This is a genomic window from Aquipuribacter hungaricus, assembly GCF_037860755.1.
GTDB classification, from domain to species: Bacteria; Actinomycetota; Actinomycetes; order Actinomycetales; family JBBAYJ01; genus Aquipuribacter; species Aquipuribacter hungaricus.
Window position 1 is genome coordinate 1 of the sequence record NZ_JBBEOI010000071.1, and the last position, 15,819, is coordinate 15,819.

Here is a 15,819-nt window from a genome sequence, read left to right on the forward strand (position 1 = left end):
CGGCGACCGTCGCGGCACCCGCGGCCACGGTGGTGGTGGCGGCCCCGCGGACGGTGGTCACGGCGGCCCGGGTGCGGCTGACCGCGACCCGGCTGCGGCGGACGAGCTCCTCGGACGACCGCTGCGCGCGCAGCCGCCCGGCGAGGTCCTTGCCGCGGGCGGCGAGCCCGTCGTACTGCTCCCCGGCGCGGCCGGCCAGGTCGAGCGCCGTGCTCACGGCCTGGGTCGGCACCTTCTGCAGGTGGTCCACGGCGCGCGCGGGCAGCTGGCGGGGCAGGGTGCGGGCCTGCTCGGAGACCTCGGCCGCCACGGTGCGCGCCTCGCGCAGACGGCTCACGACGAGGTCGGTCGCACCGAGCGCCGCGTACGAGGCCGTGGTGGCCGCGTCGGCGACGACCCGGCGGACCTGCGCGGGCGCGGCGGGGCCGTGGGTGCCGGCGGTGGCGGCCGTGCTGCTGGTGCCGTCGGTCGTGGTGCTGGTGCTGGTCGTGGTGCTCTCGGGCGTGGTCATGCGGTGCCTCCTGGGTCGGGTGCGTGAGGGGGAGCCGCGTCGGGCGCGGCGTCGGGGCCGGCGCTGACGAAGCTGGCGTAGACGTCGAGCAGCACGCGCTTCTGCCGCTCGCTGAGGTAGGGGTCGGCGGCGACGGCCACCGGGACGTCGCTGCCCTCGGTGCCGTCGAGGAGCCCGGCACGGACGTACAGCGCCTCGGCCGAGATCCGCAGACCCTTGGCGATCTGCTGGAGGACCTCGGCGGACGGCCGGCGCAGGCCGCGCTCGACCTGGCTGAGGTACGGGTTGCTCACGCCCGCGGCGGCCGCCAGCTGGCGCAGCGACATCCGGGCCTGCTGGCGCTGCTCGCGCAGGAATCCGCCGAGGTCGCTGATGGTGTGCCGGGCGCCGGTGACCGCGCCGGTGACCGCGCCGGCGACGGGTCCGGTGGGCTCGTCGGGCGGGACGCTGCTGGTCCTGCCCTCGTCGCTCACACCCCTAGTGTGCAAGCACGGTGCTAGCAGATGCAAGCACGACGGCGAGCAGGTAGCGGGCGGGCCCGCAGCCGGGAGGTCCTAGCGGGCGGACTCGTCCTCGTCCGCGCCGCCGAGCACGTCCTCGACGTGCAGGACGCCCTCGCGGTAGCGGCGGCCGAGCTCCTCGGTGAGCGCGTCGGCGGCGTGCTGCACGGCGGCGCGCTGCTCGCCGACGTCGTGCTGGAGCGCGTCGATCCGGGCGACGGCGGCGGCCAGGGCCTCGTCGTCCATGCCCGCGGGGTCGCTGAGGGCGGGGTCGGCGACGGCCGCCTCGGCGGCGCGGCGGTGCTCCCCGACGCGGCTGGGCTCGACCAGGCCGTGCTTGCCCATGCCGTGGCTCGGCCCGGGCGGGTCGGCCAGGGTCTTGGTGAGCGCCGCGACGAGCTCCTCGTCGGTGCTGCTCACGGCGCTGGCGTCCGCCCCGGGCGCTGCACGGCGCTCCTGCTCGGCACGCAGCAGGTCCAGGCGGCCGTGCAGCAGGCGGCGGGCGTAGCTGAGGTCGGTCTCCTCCTGCTCGGCCTCGCCGCGGCGGGTGCGCAGCTGGTCGACCGGCAGGTCCTCGAGGCCGTCGAGGAAGCCCTCGCCCAGGACGAGGTCGATCCGGCGTCGGCCGCCAGGCTGCATCTGCATGTCACGGATCGTAGGCCAGACCCCTCCGGCCCGTGAGGGTCCCGCGCGCGTCGGGCGTCTCAGGGCCGCGCGGGCAGGCCGAGCAGCTCGCGGGCGCCGGCGACGTCCATCGGCGGGCGCTGGAGCGTGGTCGCCACCCCGGCGGCCCGGGCGACGAGGTCGGCGTTGGAGGCGACGGGGACCGGCCCGTCGGGCCCGCGGCCCCACACCACCGTGTCCTCCATGCCGACGCGCAGGTGGCCGCCGGCCGACAGCGACGCGGCGAGGACCGGCAGGTGCGAGCGCCCGATCCCGGTCGCCGACCACGACGTCACCTGCTCCGGCATCGCGGCGACGCAGGCGACCAGGGCGTCGGTGGTGCCGGGCATGCCGCCGGGGACGCCCATGACCAGGTCGACGTGGACCCTGCCCCCGGCGGGCAGGCCCTCGCGGTCGAGGAGCCGGCGCAGCGTCGTCAGCTGTCCCAGGTCGAAGACCTCGAACTCGGGCACGATGCCGCGGTCCCGGCTCTCGCGGAACAGCTCGACGACGAAGCCCCACGGGTTCATGAACACGTCGTCGCCGAAGTTCACCGTGCCGAGGGTGAGGCTGCACGAGTCGGGCTCCGCGTCGAGCACGCGCAGCCTCTCGGGCATCGGGTCGTGGACGCTGCCGCCCGTCGACAGCTGGACCACCAGCGACGAGGACTCGCGGACCGCGGCGACGACCTCGCGCACCCGGGGCAGGTCGAGCGTCGGCTCGTGGGCGGCGTCCCGGACGTGGATGTGGACCATCGCGGCGCCGACCGCCTCGCACGCGGCGGCCTCGGCGGCGATCTCCTCGGGTGTCGTCGGCAGCTGCGGGACCTCGTCCTTGCGCTGCTCGGCGCCGGTCGGGGCGACCGTGATGAGGGTCGTGGCCGGACGGTCGAGGAAGCGGCTCACGGGCGGACCAGCACGTCCTGCGCCGCAGCCACCCCGTCGGCGTCGAGCACGGCGTCGGCGGGGGTGTTCCGCTTGACCACGCCGAGCGCGACCGGTCCGAGCTCGTGGTGCCGGGCCACCGTGGTGAGGCGGCCGACGACCTTCTCGCCGAGCCGCAGCTCGGTCCCGGGGGCGGGCAGCAGGTGACCGGACCCGTCCAGGTGCAGCAGGACGACGCGACGCGGCGGGCGGCCGAGGTTGTGGACCCGCGCCACGGTCTCCTGGCCGCGGTAGCAGCCCTTCTGCAGGTGCACCGCCGTGCGCAGCAGGTCCAGCTCGTGCGGGATGGTCCGGTGGTCGGTCTCCCGCAGGTGGCGCGGCCGGCCGGCGGCGACGCGGAGCGCCTCCAGGGCCCAGGTGCCGGCACGGGGGCGCTCGGCGAGCGTGGCGAGCAGGTCCCCGCGCGGGACGACGACCTCGCGGAACGCCCACCCGCGGCCGACGTGCTCCAGGTCGGTGCTGCCGTAGGCGACGGACACCTCGCCGGTGCGGGGCCAGGGGTCCACCCACGCCACCGGCTCGCCGACGACGGACTCGCGGGCGACGGGCTCGCCGACGACCGCCCACTGCGCCGTGACGTCGGCGACCTCGACCCGGAGCATGAAGCGCATCCGGTCCAGGTAGGCGACGAGGTCGGCCGCGGTCGAGGCCTCGACGACCAGCCACGTCGTCGTGCCGTCGTCGACCAGGTGCAGCACGTGCTCGATGTGCCCGTGCGGGCTCAGGAGCAGCGCCTCGACGGAGTGCCGCGGCCGCAGCGTGTCGAGCTTCTGGCTGGACAGGCTGTTGAGCCAGGTGAGCCGGTCCGGACCGGTGACGGTGACCACGCCGCGGTGGGACAGGTCGACGACGGCCAGGCCCTCCTCGAGCAGGCGCTGCTCGCGCAGCGGGTCGCCGTAGTGGGCGGGCACGCCGCCGTCCAGGCCGTCGCCGACGACAGCGTCGGCCGCGGTGCCGCTCACGCGACCTTCTTCAGCCGGGCGGAGGCGTGCGAGGTCATCCGCTGCCCGACCGCGGCCATGTCCATCGCCCACAGCAGGTCCCCCGCGACGTAGCCGTACAGCCGGGTGCCGGCCGAGTAGTCCTTGGCGTCGCGCGAGCGGGCGACCAGCTCGGTGCTCAGCTCGATCTTGCCGGCGTGCGCCTGGCCCAGGTACTGCTCGACGTAGCCCATGGGGTGCGCCAGCAGCAGCTCGACCTCGGTGCCGTCGAGCCCGGCCTCGCCGGACGGCACGCGCCAGAACCCGGTCTCGGTGGCCAGCGGCGCGCCCAGCGAGCCGTCCTCGGCCAGGGCCCAGGTGCGGGAGTCCCAGCGCAGGAACGGGCGCCCGTCGTGGCTGACGACGACCTCCTGGCCGAACGGGACGGCCTGCTCCATGGACGGGTACGTCACCTCGCCGGCGCCCTGCCAGGTGCCGACGAGCCAGCCGATCGCCACGAGCGGGCGCGCGAGGTCCTCGGGCAGCTCGATGGGCCGCGCCTGGAGCCGCCCCGCCGGGGCGGACGGCGCGGCGTGCTGTGCGTCGGGGCCCGCCACGGGGGGCGCCGGCGTCCGGTCGGCGCTCAGCGCTGGCCGGCGAACAGCTTGTAGAGCACGACCAGGCTGACCCAGCCGATCGCGAGGGACGACAGGACGAGAAGTCCGGTGAACACGGCCTCGAGCATCTGCTCATCGTAGCCTCGGCCCGGTGACCGAGACCGCCGCCCAGGCCCCCCGTCCGACGCCCCCGCCCGCGCTCGTGGTCAAGGTCACCTGCGGCGCCGAGGAGCCCGAGCGCTGCACCCAGGGCCTCACGGTCGCCGCGACCGCGCTGGCCTCGGGGGCGCGGGTGTCGCTGTGGCTCACCGGTGGTGCCGTCGCGCTCGCGGTCCGCGGGGCGGAGGGGTTCGAGCTCGCCCATGCCGCCGACCCGCTGGAGCTGCTCGCCGCCGTGCTGGAGGCCGGGCCGGGGGAGGGGCAGGTGACCGTGTGCACCCAGTGCGCGGCGCGCCGGGGCCTGGAGCAGGACGACCTTCTTCCGGGCGTGCGCGTCGCCGGGGCGGCGGTGTTCGTCGCCGAGGCGCTCGACCCGGCCGCCACGGCGCTCGTCTACTGACGGGACGTCCCTGCCGAGACCGGCACCGGGGTCGAGACCAGTACCGGGTTCAGGGCAGGGTGAGCCGCGCCCCGACGTGGACCGCCAGGCCCGCGGCCAGGACGCAGGCAGCGCCGGCGGAGACCGCGGCCCGCCGGTGCGACGTGGTCGGCTGGCGGTAGAGCAGCACGTGCATGCCGGCCGTCGTCCCGCCCGCGACCGCCCCGACGACGAGCGCCTCGACCACGCCGGGCAGCGACGGCAGCCCGCTCGACGCGGCCCCGGCGAGCAGCCCGCCGGACAGCACCGACAGGGGCAGCGTGAGGGCCCGGGGCCACGGCAGGGTCATGGTGAGGGCGGCGGCCGCGCAGCCCAGCCCGCCCGCGACGGCGGCCCCGACGCTGCCCGTCCCGGCGTCGGCGACGAGCCACCCGGTACCCAGCAGGACGACGGCCTGGCCGGTCACGGTGGCCGACACGGACTCCACGAGCCGCGGCCGCCCGTCCCGGCGTCCCATCTGGTGGACGAAGGCGCCGATGATCCCGAGGGCGAACACGGACGGCACCCAGCGCAGCGCGTCCTGCCCGCCGAGCGACACCACGACGGCCCCGACGGCGCCCGTCAGGGTCACGACCCAGCCCACGCCCCAGCCCACCGGGACCTGGAGCAGCCGGGTCCAGCCGTAGCCCACGGCGGCCACGACCGCGACGTACGCGGCCGGGATCCACCAGCGCCCGTCGACGTCGCGCAGCAGCAGCGGCAGGAGCGCGACAGCGGCCGCCGCCACCAGCGCCCCGAGCAGGACGAGCAGGCGGGCGAGCACCCGGGCATCGTGCCACGGGGCCTCCGGCACGCCCTATCCTGCGGCACCACGGCCTGATCAGCGCCGGGAGCGCGACGCACGAGCACGAGGAGGCGCCAGGGTGGCCAGACTCGTCCTGCTCGGCGACGCGCTCAGCCCCTCCACCCGGGCGCTGCCCGCCCTGGCTCTGCTGCCCCACCGCGTCGACGTGCTGCCCGGCACGCCCGGCGCGCTGGTCGACCTCGGCGACCCCGACGTCGTCCTCGTCGACTGCCTGCGCGACCTGGCCGCCGCCCGCTCGCTGTGCCGGCTGCTGCGGACCACGCTGCCGGACCTGCCGGTCGTCGCGGTGATGACCGAGGGCGGCCTCGCGGCGGTGTCCGGCGACTGGGGCCTCACCGACGTCGTGCTCGGCGACGCCGGCCCCGCCGAGGTCGACGCCCGGCTCCGCCTCGCGGTCGCCCGCCAGGCGCCGGCCGAGGTCGACGACGCCCCGGGCGAGGTCGTGGCCGGCGACGTGGTCATCGACGAGAGCACGTACACCGCGCGGGTGCGGCGCCAGGTCCTCGACCTCACGTACAAGGAGTTCGAGCTCCTCAAGTTCCTCGCCACGCACCCCGGCCGGGTGTTCACCCGCGCGCAGCTGCTGCAGGAGGTGTGGGGCTACGACTACTTCGGCGGCACCCGCACCGTCGACGTCCACGTCCGTCGGCTGCGGGCCAAGCTCGGCCCGGAGCACGAGCACCTCATCGGCACCGTCCGCAACGTCGGCTACCGCCTGGTGGTCGGCCGGGCGCCCGCGGGGGACGAGGCCGGCGACGACAGCCCGCCGGACGGGCACCCGCCCGGGGCCGTCGTGGGCGCGGGCACCCGGGGGCAGCCCGCGTAGGGTCGCCGCATGAGCAGCGAGCCCGCCGTGGACCAGGGCGTGGAGCGCGCCGACCGCCTGGGCCCCGCCGACGTCCGGGACGTCCTGGGGCTGGTCGCGCGGGCCGCGGACGCCGACGGGGTCGCCCCGCTCAGCGAGCACGTCCTGCTCCACCTGCGCAGCGGCGGGCAGGAGCCAGGCCGGCACCTGCTCCTCCGCGACCCCGCCGGCGCGGGGGTGGTCGGGTACGCCCACCTGGACCCGACCGACCCGGTCGAGGGCTCCTCGGCCGAGCTCGTCGTCGACCCCGCGCACCGCCGCCGCGGCCACGGCCGCGTCCTCGTCGGCGCGCTGCTCGACCTCGCCGCCTCGCTCGGCGACGGCCGGCTGCGGCTGTGGGCGCACGGCGAGTCCCCCGACGCGGGCGCGCTCGCCGCCGCGATGGGCTTCGACCGGGTCCGCGAGCTGTGGCAGATGCGCCGCAGCCTGTACGCGTCGCTGCCGCGGCCCGAGGTGCCGGAGGGGGTGCGGCTGCGGATCTTCCGCCCGGGCGACGAGGACGCGCTGCTCGCGGTCAACGCCGCCGCCTTCGCCGACCACCCCGAGCAGGGCCGGTGGACCCGCGCCGACGTCGACGCCCGCGTCGCCGAGGACTGGTTCGACCCCGAGGGGGTGTTCCTCGCCGAGCGGGCGGACGGCGGGGAGGCCGACGGCGAGCTGCTCGCCTTCCACTGGACCAAGGTGCACGGGGCCACCCAGCACCGCCACGAGGACGGCGGCAGCACCCACGCCCACCCCCCGATCGGCGAGGTCTACGTCGTCGGTGTGGGGCCCGCCGCCCAGGGCCGCGGGCTCGGCCGGCTCGTCACGCTGGTCGGTCTGCGGTACCTGCGGGGGCGCGGCGTGGACCAGGCGATGCTCTACGTCGACGCGGACAACGCGGCCGCCGTGCGCACGTACACCGCGCTCGGCTTCTCCCGCTGGGACGTGGACGTGCAGTTCCGCCGCGAGCTCTGAGGGACGCCGGCCCCGCCGCTCTCTGACAGCATCGGCGCCATGGCAGCCCGACGTCCCGCGCCCACCGCCGCCCGTACCGCCGCCGACGCCGCCCGTCGCGCCGGCGTCCAGGAGCCCGCCCCCGGCCGCAAGAAGGCCGGCAAGAAGGACGCCGCCACCAAGGGGGCCGACGCCACCTCCGACGGTGCCGCCCCCGTGGACGGCGCGGCCACCGTCCCGTCCCCCGCCCCCGCCGGTGTCCTCCCGGACGGCGGGCAGGACGGCCGCAGCACCCCCACGGCCGCGGACCCGGTCGCCGCCCCGACGACGGGCCGCCCCGACGCCCCGACCACCGGGCCCGCCCGCCCCGCGCACCGCCCCCACGACGGCGACGACATCATCGAGCACCTCGGCGCGCCCGCGGAGATCACCACCGAGGACCCCGACGACCTGCCCGAGGACCGCTTCGCCGACCGTGAGGTGTCGTGGCTGGCGTTCAACGAGCGGGTGCTCGAGCTCGCCGAGGACCCCGACGTGCCGCTGCTCGAGCGGGCCCGCTTCCTCGCCATCTTCGCCAGCAACCTCGACGAGTTCTACATGGTCCGCGTCGCCGGGCTGAAGCGGCGCATCGCCACCGGCATCGCCGTGCGCGCCGCGTCCGGGCTGGAGCCACGCGAGATCCTCCAGGAGATCAGCCAGCGGACCGGGGCCCTCATGGCCCGCCACGCCCGCGCCTACCGCGACGCGATCGAGCCGGCCATGGCCGAGCAGGGCATCACGGTGCTGCGCTGGGACCAGCTCGACGACCACGCCTGCCAGCGGCTCACGCAGCTCTTCCGCGCCCAGGTGTTCCCGGTCCTCACCCCGCTCGCGGTCGACCCCGCCCACCCGTTCCCGTACATCTCGGGGCTGTCGCTCAACCTCGCCGTCGTGGTGTCCAACCCGCAGACCGGCAAGCAGCACTTCGCCCGGGTCAAGGTGCCGCCGGTGCTGCCCCGCTTCCTGCGGGTGCCCCACACCGACGGCGACGACGACGACCGCGCCGCGTTCGTGCCGCTGGAGGACGTGATCGCCGCCCACCTGTCGATGCTGTTCCCCGGCATGGACGTGGTCCGGCACTCGACATTCCGCGTCACCCGCAACGAGGACCTCGAGGTCGAGGAGGACGACGCGGAGAACCTGCTCCAGGCCCTGGAGAAGGAGCTGCTGCGCCGCCGGTTCGGCCCGCCGGTGCGCCTCGAGCTCGCCGACGACATCGCCGAGGACGACGCGGACCTGCTCCTGCGCGAGCTCGGCGTGGTGCCGGAGGAGGTCTACCGCCTGCCCGAGCCGCTCGACCTGCGCGGGCTCACGATCATGGCCGACCTCGACCGGCCGGAGCTGCAGTTCCCCAAGTTCCTGCCGCGCACCCACCGCGACCTCAACGAGGTGGAGACCGCCAAGGCGAGCAACGTCTTCGCCGCGATCAGCCGCCGCGACGTGCTCCTGCACCACCCGTACGACAGCTTCTCGACCTCGGTCCAGGCGTTCCTCGAGCAGGCCGCCGCCGACCCGCAGGTGCTGGCCATCAAGCAGACGCTGTACCGGACCAGCGGGGACAGCCCGATCGTCGACGCCCTCATCGACGCCGCCGAGGCGGGCAAGCAGGTGCTGGCGCTGGTCGAGATCAAGGCCCGCTTCGACGAGCAGGCCAACATCACGTGGGCGCGCAAGCTCGAGCACGCGGGCGTCCACGTCGTCTACGGCATCGTCGGCCTCAAGACCCACGCCAAGCTGAGCCTCGTGGTGCGGCAGGAGCCGGGCGGGCTGGCCCGCTACTGCCACGTCGGCACCGGCAACTACAACCCCAAGACCGCCCGCATCTACGAGGACCTGGGCCTGCTCACCAAGGACCCGCAGGTGGCCGACGACCTTACGGTGCTGTTCAACCAGCTGTCGGGCTTCGCGCCGCGGGCGTCGTACAAGCGGCTGCTCGTCGCCCCCCGCACCGTCCGCCAGGGCCTGGTCGACCTCGTCGAGCGCGAGATCGCCAACGCCGGCCGGGGGCTGCCCGCCGGGATCCGGATCAAGGTCAACTCCATCGTCGACGAGGCGCTCATCGACGCCCTCTACCGGGCCTCCAACGCCGGCGTGCCCGTCGACGTCGTCGTGCGGGGGATCTGCGCGATCCGCCCGGGCGTCCCCGGCTTCAGCGAGAACATCCGGGTGCGGAGCATCCTCGGCCGCTTCCTCGAGCACTCGCGGATCTTCGCCTTCGTCGCCGGCGGCGAGCCCGTGGTCTACATCGGCAGCGCCGACATGATGCACAGGAACCTCGACCGCCGGGTCGAGGCGCTCGTGCGCCTGGGCGACCAGCGGCACGTGGACCAGTGCATGAGCCTGTTCGACCAGTCGATGGACGACGGGACCGCCTCCTGGCACCTGCTGTCGGAGGAGCGCTGGGAGCGGCACCACCAGGACGCCTCGGGGGCCCCGCTCAGCGACCTGCAGACGGTCCAGATAGCCGCGCACGGCGGCCGGTCCTCCCGTCGCGGGAGCAGCCCCGCCCGGCGTCGGACGTCACCCACCGCCGCACCGGCGTGACCGACGGTCGACCGTGAGAGGGCCCCCGTGACCTGAGTCACGGGGGCCCTCCGACAGTTACCGACCTGTTCACCTGCTGGTCACCTGAGCAGGCACGACCGGCCTCGGGGCGCAGTTAGTTTCGTGGAGCAACGAGCTGCTCGTCGGCTCTCCCCGCTCCCGGAGGTACCCCTGTGAAGCGCTCCACCCTGTCCCGCGGTGCACTCCCCGTCGCCGTGGTCCTGTCCTTCGCCCTCGCCGCGTGCGGCGGCGGCGACGACGCCGGCACCGCGACCGACGGCGCCACCGGTGCTGCCGGCGGCGCGTCCTCCGACGCCGCCCCCGCCGGTGGCGACCTGAGCGGCCAGCTCACGGGCGCCGGTGCCAGCTCCCAGCAGGCCGCCGTGCAGGCCTGGGCCGCCGGCTTCAACGGCGTGGAGCCCGGCGTCACGGTCAACTACGACCCGATCGGCTCCGGCGGCGGCCGCGAGCTGTTCCTCGGCGGCGGCTCCGACTTCGCCGGCTCCGACGCCTTCCTGGACGACGAGGAGCTGGCCCTGGTCGGCGACGTCTGCGCCAGCGAGGACATCGTCGAGCTGCCCCTGTACGTCTCGCCCGTCGCCGTCATCTTCAACCTCGAGGGTGTCGACAGCGTCAACATGCCGCCCGCGGTCATCGCCGGCGTCTTCGCCGAGACCATCACCACGTGGGACGACCCGGCCATCGCCGAGGCCAACCCCGACGTCGAGCTCCCCTCGACCCCGATCACCCCCGTCCACCGTTCCGACGACTCGGGCACGACGGAGAACTTCACCTCCTACCTGGAGACCGTGGCCGGCGACGTCTGGACCTACGGCGAGGTCGAGACCTGGCCGGGCGACCTGACCGGCGAGGCCGGCGCGCAGACCCAGGGCGTCGTCCAGGCCGTCACGGCCGGCGACGGCTACGTCGGCTACGCCGACGCCTCGCAGGCCGGCGACCTGGGCACCGTCGCGGTCGGCGTCGGCGAGGAGTTCGTGCCGTTCTCCCCCGAGGCCGCGGCCGCGATCGTCGACGCGTCCCCCCGCGTCGAGGGCCGCAGCGAGACCAGCCTCGCCATCGAGCTGGCCCGCGACACCACCGAGGCCGGCACGTACCCGATCGTCCTGGTGAGCTACCACATCGCCTGCGCCGACTACGAGGACGACGAGAAGGCCGAGCTGGTCAAGTCGTACCTGTCCTACGTCGCCAGCGAGGAGGGCCAGCAGATCGCGGCCGACAACGCCGGTTCTGCCCCGATCTCCGACACCGTCCGCACCGACGTCCAGGCGGCGATCGACTCCATCCAGTGATCCACCCCTCGGGCTCCCCCTGGACCTGAGGCGGGTCGGGCGGTCACCATCCAGGTGGCCGCCCGTCCGTCGGTCCGGGACCCGTCCCCCGTCCCACCCCCCTGCTCCAGCGGAAGGACCTCCATGACGGCAACAGCGACCCCCCCGGTCGCGCAGGCTCCCAAGGCGGTGACGCGCCCGGGCGACAAGGTCTTCTCGGGCCTCGCCCTCGCGGCCGCCCTGACGATCCTCGTCACCCTCACCGGCGTCGCGGCCTTCCTGCTGGCCAAGGGCTACCCCGCCTTCGGCGCCGGCGCCGAGGACCTCGGCGCCAGCAGCTTCTGGACGCTGGTGGGGCCGCTGCTCTTCGGCTCCGTGCTGTCCTCCGCGCTCGCGCTGCTGCTCGCCGCGCCCGTCGCCGTCGGCATCGCGCTGTACATCAGCCACTACGCCCCCCGCCGGGCGGCGCGCGCCTTCGGGTACGTCATCGACCTGCTCGCCGCGGTGCCCAGCGTCGTGTTCGGCTTCTGGGGCATCACCGTCCTGGCGCCGTACCTGGTGCCGGGCTACCAGTGGCTCGAGGCGAACCTCGGCTTCCTGCCCTTCTTCGCCGGGCCTGCCGCGAACAGCGGCTACGTCATGCTCACCGCCGCCCTGGTGCTCGCGGTGATGATCCTGCCGATCATGACCGCCGTGTGCCGCGAGGTGTTCCTGCAGACCCCGCGCCTGCACGAGGAGGCCGCCCTGGCCCTCGGTGCCACCCGGTGGGAGATGATCCGGATGGCCGTCCTGCCCTACGGGCGCTCCGGCGTCGTCTCCGGCGCCATGCTCGGCCTCGGCCGCGCGCTGGGCGAGACGCTCGCGGTGACGATCATCCTGTCGGTCAACCCGACGGTCATCACGTTCAACCTCATCAGCGGGCAGAACCCGTCGACCATCCCGGCGAACATCGCGCTGAACTTCCCCGAGGCGACCGGCCTGGGTGTCAGCGTCCTCATCGCGACCGGCCTCGTGCTGTTCGTCCTCACCTTCGCCGTCAACTACCTCGCGCGCTCGGTCGCGTCGCGCGGGTTCTCGGGAGCAGCCGGATGAGCACCTCGCCCCGCACCGAGCGGTCGACCCAGACGTCGACGGCCACCCCGACGACGGGGCTGACCACGCCCTCGCACGAGCAGAGCGCCCCGGCGACCCCGGGGGACACCCGCGGCCTCACCCCCGAGCGCTTCGGCACCCCCGGCTCGCCCGCCCCGGCCGGCCCGGTGGTCGGCGAGCCCCGCCGCTCGTCCGGGCAGCTGACCCGCCACCTGTCCCCGGCCCTGCTGCTGGTCTCCGCGGCGCTGTCCGCCGGGATCCTGCTCCTCGTCGGCCGGTTCACCGTCACCGGTGCCGCTGTCCTCACCGCCATCACCTACACCGTCGGCGTCTACGTCCTCGCGCGCGTCGTCGAGGGCCGCCGCCGGGCCACGGACCGGGTCGTCACCGCGCTCGTCACCGTGGCCTTCGTCCTGGCCATGGCGCCCCTGGTGTCGCTCGTCTGGACGGTCGTCAGCCGCGGCGCCGCCCGCTTCGACGCCGCCTTCTTCACGCAGTCCATGGCCGGCGTCATCGGCGAGGGCGGCGGCGCGGCCCACGCCATCGTCGGCACCCTGCAGGTCACCGGCATCGCCACCCTGGTGTCCGTCCCGGTCGGCCTGCTCGCCGCGGTCTGGCTCGTGGAGTACGGCAGCGGTCGGCTCAAGAGCGCCATCACGTTCCTCGTCGACGTCATGACGGGCATCCCGTCCATCGTCGCGGGGCTCTTCGCCTTCGCGCTGTTCTCCACGATCCTGGGCGACCCGGGCCACCGCTCGGGCATCGCCGGTGCCATCGCCCTGTCGGTGCTCATGACGCCCGTCGTCATCCGCACCTGCGAGGAGATGCTCAAGCTGGTCCCGGACGAGCTGCGCGAGGCGTCCTTCGCCCTCGGCGTGCCGCGCTGGCGGACGATCACCAAGGTCGTCCTCCCCACCGCCGTCGGCGGGATCGCGGCGGGCGTCACCATCGCCATCGCCCGCGTCATCGGCGAGACCGCCCCGCTGCTCATCACCCTCGGCTTCACCACCGGGTTCAACTTCGACATGACCGAGGGCCGGGCCTCGACGCTGCCGGTGTACGCCTACGACCAGTTCCGCAACCGCGGCCTGCCGCCCGAGGCGTTCATCGACCGTGCCTGGACCGCCGCGCTCGTGCTCATCCTCATCGTCATGGTGCTCAACGGGATCGGGCGGCTGATCGCCCACCTGTACGCGCCCAAGACCAACCGCTGACCCAGCGGCTCCCCAGACCTCCCCGACCCACGCCGACAAGGGATCACCACGTGTCCAAGCGCATCGAGGTCAACGACCTCAACATCTACTACGGCAAGTTCCTCGCGGTCGAGGGCGTGCACATGACCATCGAGCCCCGCTCCGTGACGGCCTTCATCGGCCCGTCCGGCTGCGGCAAGTCGACGCTGCTCCGGTCCCTCAACCGGATGCACGAGGCCATCGCCGGCGCCTACGTCACCGGCGAGGTGATGGTCGACTCGCAGAACCTCTACGCGCCGACCACCGACCCGGTCGACGTCCGCCGCCAGATCGGCATGGTCTTCCAGCGCCCCAACCCGTTCCCGACCATGTCGATCTACGACAACGTCATCGCGGGCTACAAGCTCAACTCGCGCCGGATGAGCAGGGCGACCGCGGACGAGAAGGTCGAGAAGGCGCTGCAGGGCGCCAACCTCTGGAACGAGGTCAAGGACCGGCTCTCCTCGTCGGGCTCCAGCCTGTCCGGCGGCCAGCAGCAGCGCCTCTGCATCGCCCGCGCCATCGCGGTCGAGCCCGAGGTCCTGCTCATGGACGAGCCCTGCTCCGCCCTGGACCCGATCTCCACGCTGGCGATCGAGGACCTCATCCAGGAGCTCAAGCAGGACTACACGATCGTCATCGTCACCCACAACATGCAGCAGGCCGCCCGGGTGAGCGACCGCACCGCATTCTTCAACATCGCGGGTACCGGCAAGCCCGGCAAGCTCATCGAGATGGACGCCACCGACACCATGTTCTCCACCCCCAAGGTGCAGGCGACCAACGACTACATCTCGGGCCGCTTCGGCTGAGCCTTCGTCTGTCCCGCCCAGGGTCGCCACCCGTCACGGGGGGCGGCCCTGCGGCGTCCCTGCCGGTGCTCCTGGGGCGTCGCTGCAGTGGCCCTGCAGCGTGCCTGCGGGTGGTCCGGAGCGCCGGGCCGGTCGTGCTCCGGGGCCTCTAGGCTGGGGCGGTGCCTGAGGACCCCGACGTCGAGAGCCCCGGCCTGCGCCTGCACGACAGCCTGACCCGCGAGACCGCGCCGCTGCGCCCGGTCGTCCCGGGGCAGGTCGGCATCTACGTCTGCGGGGCCACGCCGCAGTCCAGCCCCCACATCGGCCATGTCCGCGCGCAGGTGGTCTACGACGTCCTGCGCCGCTGGCTGCTGCACGCCGGCCTGCAGGTCACGCTGGTCCGGAACGTCACCGACATCGACGACAAGATCCTCGCCAAGGCCGCCGAGCAGGGACGGCCGTGGTGGGCGCACGCCTACCGCTACGAGCGCGAGTTCACCGCCGCCTACGACGCGCTGCGGATCCTGCCGCCGACGTACGAGCCCCGCGCGACCGGGCACGTCACCGAGATGGTCGAGCTCATGCAGCGGCTGCTCGACGCCGGTCACGCGTACCACGTCGAGGGTACGGCGGACCTGTACTTCGACGTCCGCTCCTTCGAGGCCTACGGCCGCCTCACCCGGCAGGGCGTCGGCGACCTCGCCCCGGCCGACGACACCGACCCGGAGCTCGCCGGCCGCAAGCGCGACCCCCGCGACTTCGCGCTGTGGAAGTCCGCCAAGGAGGGCGAGCCGGCCACCGCGTCGTGGCCCACGCCGTGGGGCCGGGGCCGGCCGGGCTGGCACCTGGAGTGCTCCGCGATGGCCGGGCGCTACCTGGGTGCGGAGTTCGACGTCCACGGCGGCGGGCTCGACCTGCGCTTCCCCCACCACGAGAACGAGCTCGCGCAGTCCTCGGCGGCCGGCGACGCCTTCGCCCGGGTGTGGATGCACTCGGCCCTGGTCACCACCGCCGGGGAGAAGATGAGCAAGAGCCTGGGTAACACCCTCGGCGTGCAGCACCTGCTGCAGACCTACCGCCCCGAGGTGCTCCGCTACTACCTGGTCTCCGCGCACTACCGGAGCAACCTGGAGTTCTCGTCCACCTCGCTCACCGAGGCGACCGCGGCCTGGGAGCGGATCGACGGGTTCCTCCGCCGGGCGCGCGAGGTCGTCGGCGACGAGCAGGTCGACGGCGCCGGGGCGCCGGCCGGGCAGGTGTCTGCCGGGTTCGCCGCGGCGATGGACGACGACCTCTCCGTGCCCTCCGCGCTCGCCGCCCTGCACGGCGTCGTCCGCGAGGGCAACGTCGCCCTCGCCGCCGGCGACCGGGCGGCCGTGGCGGACGCCGCGCGCAGCGTGCTCGCGATGGCCACGGTGCTGGGGGTCGAGCCCGCCGCCTCCGCAGGCGCCGCCGACCGGAGCGCCGGGG

At 74.7% G+C, this 15,819-nt stretch carries 16 protein-coding genes; 9 read left to right on the forward strand and 7 right to left on the reverse strand.

The window, feature by feature from the left end; genetic code table 11:
- The 6 genes from WCS02_RS09515 to WCS02_RS09540 all read right to left on the reverse strand — a co-directional run.
- Positions 1–511, reverse strand: a 511-nt coding sequence (locus tag WCS02_RS09515; protein WP_340292398.1) for a hypothetical protein, incomplete at its 3' end; no start/stop codon positions are given.
- The gene (locus WCS02_RS09520; RefSeq protein ID WP_340292401.1) at positions 508–984 is read right to left on the reverse strand and encodes a helix-turn-helix domain-containing protein; all 477 of its coding nucleotides are present in this window, start codon (positions 982–984) and stop codon (positions 508–510) included. The genes WCS02_RS09515 and WCS02_RS09520, both read right to left, overlap by 4 nt.
- 81 nt (positions 985–1,065) lie before the next feature.
- A complete protein-coding gene (locus WCS02_RS09525) occupies positions 1,066–1,656 on the reverse strand; it encodes an RsiG family protein (RefSeq protein ID WP_340292403.1) in 591 nt (196 codons plus the stop codon).
- A 59-nt stretch (positions 1,657–1,715) separates the two neighbouring features.
- Entirely contained in the window at positions 1,716–2,579 is an 864-nt protein-coding gene (locus WCS02_RS09530; RefSeq protein WP_340292405.1) for a beta-keto acid cleavage family enzyme, read from the reverse strand.
- Complete coding sequence (gene ygfZ, locus WCS02_RS09535) at positions 2,576–3,580, reverse strand: CAF17-like 4Fe-4S cluster assembly/insertion protein YgfZ (RefSeq protein ID WP_340292408.1); 1,005 nt, start codon at positions 3,578–3,580, stop codon at positions 2,576–2,578. Before ygfZ ends, WCS02_RS09530 begins: the two co-directional genes overlap by 4 nt.
- Entirely contained in the window at positions 3,577–4,155 is a 579-nt protein-coding gene (locus WCS02_RS09540; protein ID WP_340292410.1) for a heme-binding beta-barrel domain-containing protein, read from the reverse strand. Before WCS02_RS09540 ends, ygfZ begins: the two co-directional genes overlap by 4 nt.
- A 151-nt stretch (positions 4,156–4,306) precedes the next feature.
- Here WCS02_RS09540 and WCS02_RS09545 point away from each other — a divergent pair, with 151 nt between their 5' ends.
- Complete coding sequence (locus tag WCS02_RS09545) at positions 4,307–4,714, forward strand: DsrE family protein (RefSeq protein WP_340292412.1); 408 nt, start codon at positions 4,307–4,309, stop codon at positions 4,712–4,714.
- 49 nt (positions 4,715–4,763) lie between these two features.
- On the opposite strand, the gene WCS02_RS09550 is transcribed toward WCS02_RS09545, so the two are convergent.
- A complete protein-coding gene (locus WCS02_RS09550) occupies positions 4,764–5,546 on the reverse strand; it encodes a hypothetical protein (protein ID WP_340292414.1) in 783 nt (260 codons plus the stop codon).
- 70 nt (positions 5,547–5,616) lie between these two features.
- On the opposite strand from WCS02_RS09550, the gene WCS02_RS09555 reads away from it, so the two are divergent.
- The 8 genes from WCS02_RS09555 to cysS all read left to right on the forward strand — a co-directional run.
- Positions 5,617–6,384 (forward strand): winged helix-turn-helix domain-containing protein, encoded by a 768-nt coding sequence (locus WCS02_RS09555; RefSeq protein ID WP_340292416.1) that lies wholly within the window; start codon positions 5,617–5,619, stop codon positions 6,382–6,384.
- A gap of 9 nt (positions 6,385–6,393) precedes the next feature.
- Positions 6,394–7,380, forward strand: a complete 987-nt coding sequence (mshD, locus tag WCS02_RS09560) for a mycothiol synthase (protein ID WP_340292418.1) — start codon at positions 6,394–6,396, stop codon at positions 7,378–7,380.
- A gap of 39 nt (positions 7,381–7,419) precedes the next feature.
- The gene (locus WCS02_RS09565; RefSeq protein WP_340292420.1) at positions 7,420–9,942 is read left to right on the forward strand and encodes an RNA degradosome polyphosphate kinase; all 2,523 of its coding nucleotides are present in this window, start codon (positions 7,420–7,422) and stop codon (positions 9,940–9,942) included.
- A gap of 173 nt (positions 9,943–10,115) precedes the next feature.
- Positions 10,116–11,252: a phosphate ABC transporter substrate-binding protein PstS gene (locus tag WCS02_RS09570; RefSeq protein WP_340292422.1), complete on the forward strand. Its 1,137-nt coding sequence runs from the start codon at positions 10,116–10,118 to the stop codon at positions 11,250–11,252.
- A gap of 123 nt (positions 11,253–11,375) precedes the next feature.
- Positions 11,376–12,323 carry a phosphate ABC transporter permease subunit PstC gene (gene pstC / locus WCS02_RS09575; RefSeq protein ID WP_340292424.1) on the forward strand — a complete coding sequence of 316 codons (948 nt, stop codon included), beginning with the start codon at positions 11,376–11,378 and terminating at the stop codon, positions 12,321–12,323.
- A complete protein-coding gene (gene pstA, locus WCS02_RS09580; protein ID WP_340292426.1) occupies positions 12,320–13,537 on the forward strand; it encodes a phosphate ABC transporter permease PstA in 1,218 nt (405 codons plus the stop codon). Before pstC ends, pstA begins: the two co-directional genes overlap by 4 nt.
- Positions 13,538–13,587: 50 nt before the next feature.
- Complete coding sequence (gene pstB / locus WCS02_RS09585; protein ID WP_340292427.1) at positions 13,588–14,367, forward strand: phosphate ABC transporter ATP-binding protein PstB; 780 nt, start codon at positions 13,588–13,590, stop codon at positions 14,365–14,367.
- Between the two features lie 161 nt (positions 14,368–14,528).
- On the forward strand, positions 14,529–15,819 hold a 1,291-nt coding region (gene cysS / locus WCS02_RS09590), incomplete at its 3' end, for a cysteine--tRNA ligase (RefSeq protein WP_422665418.1).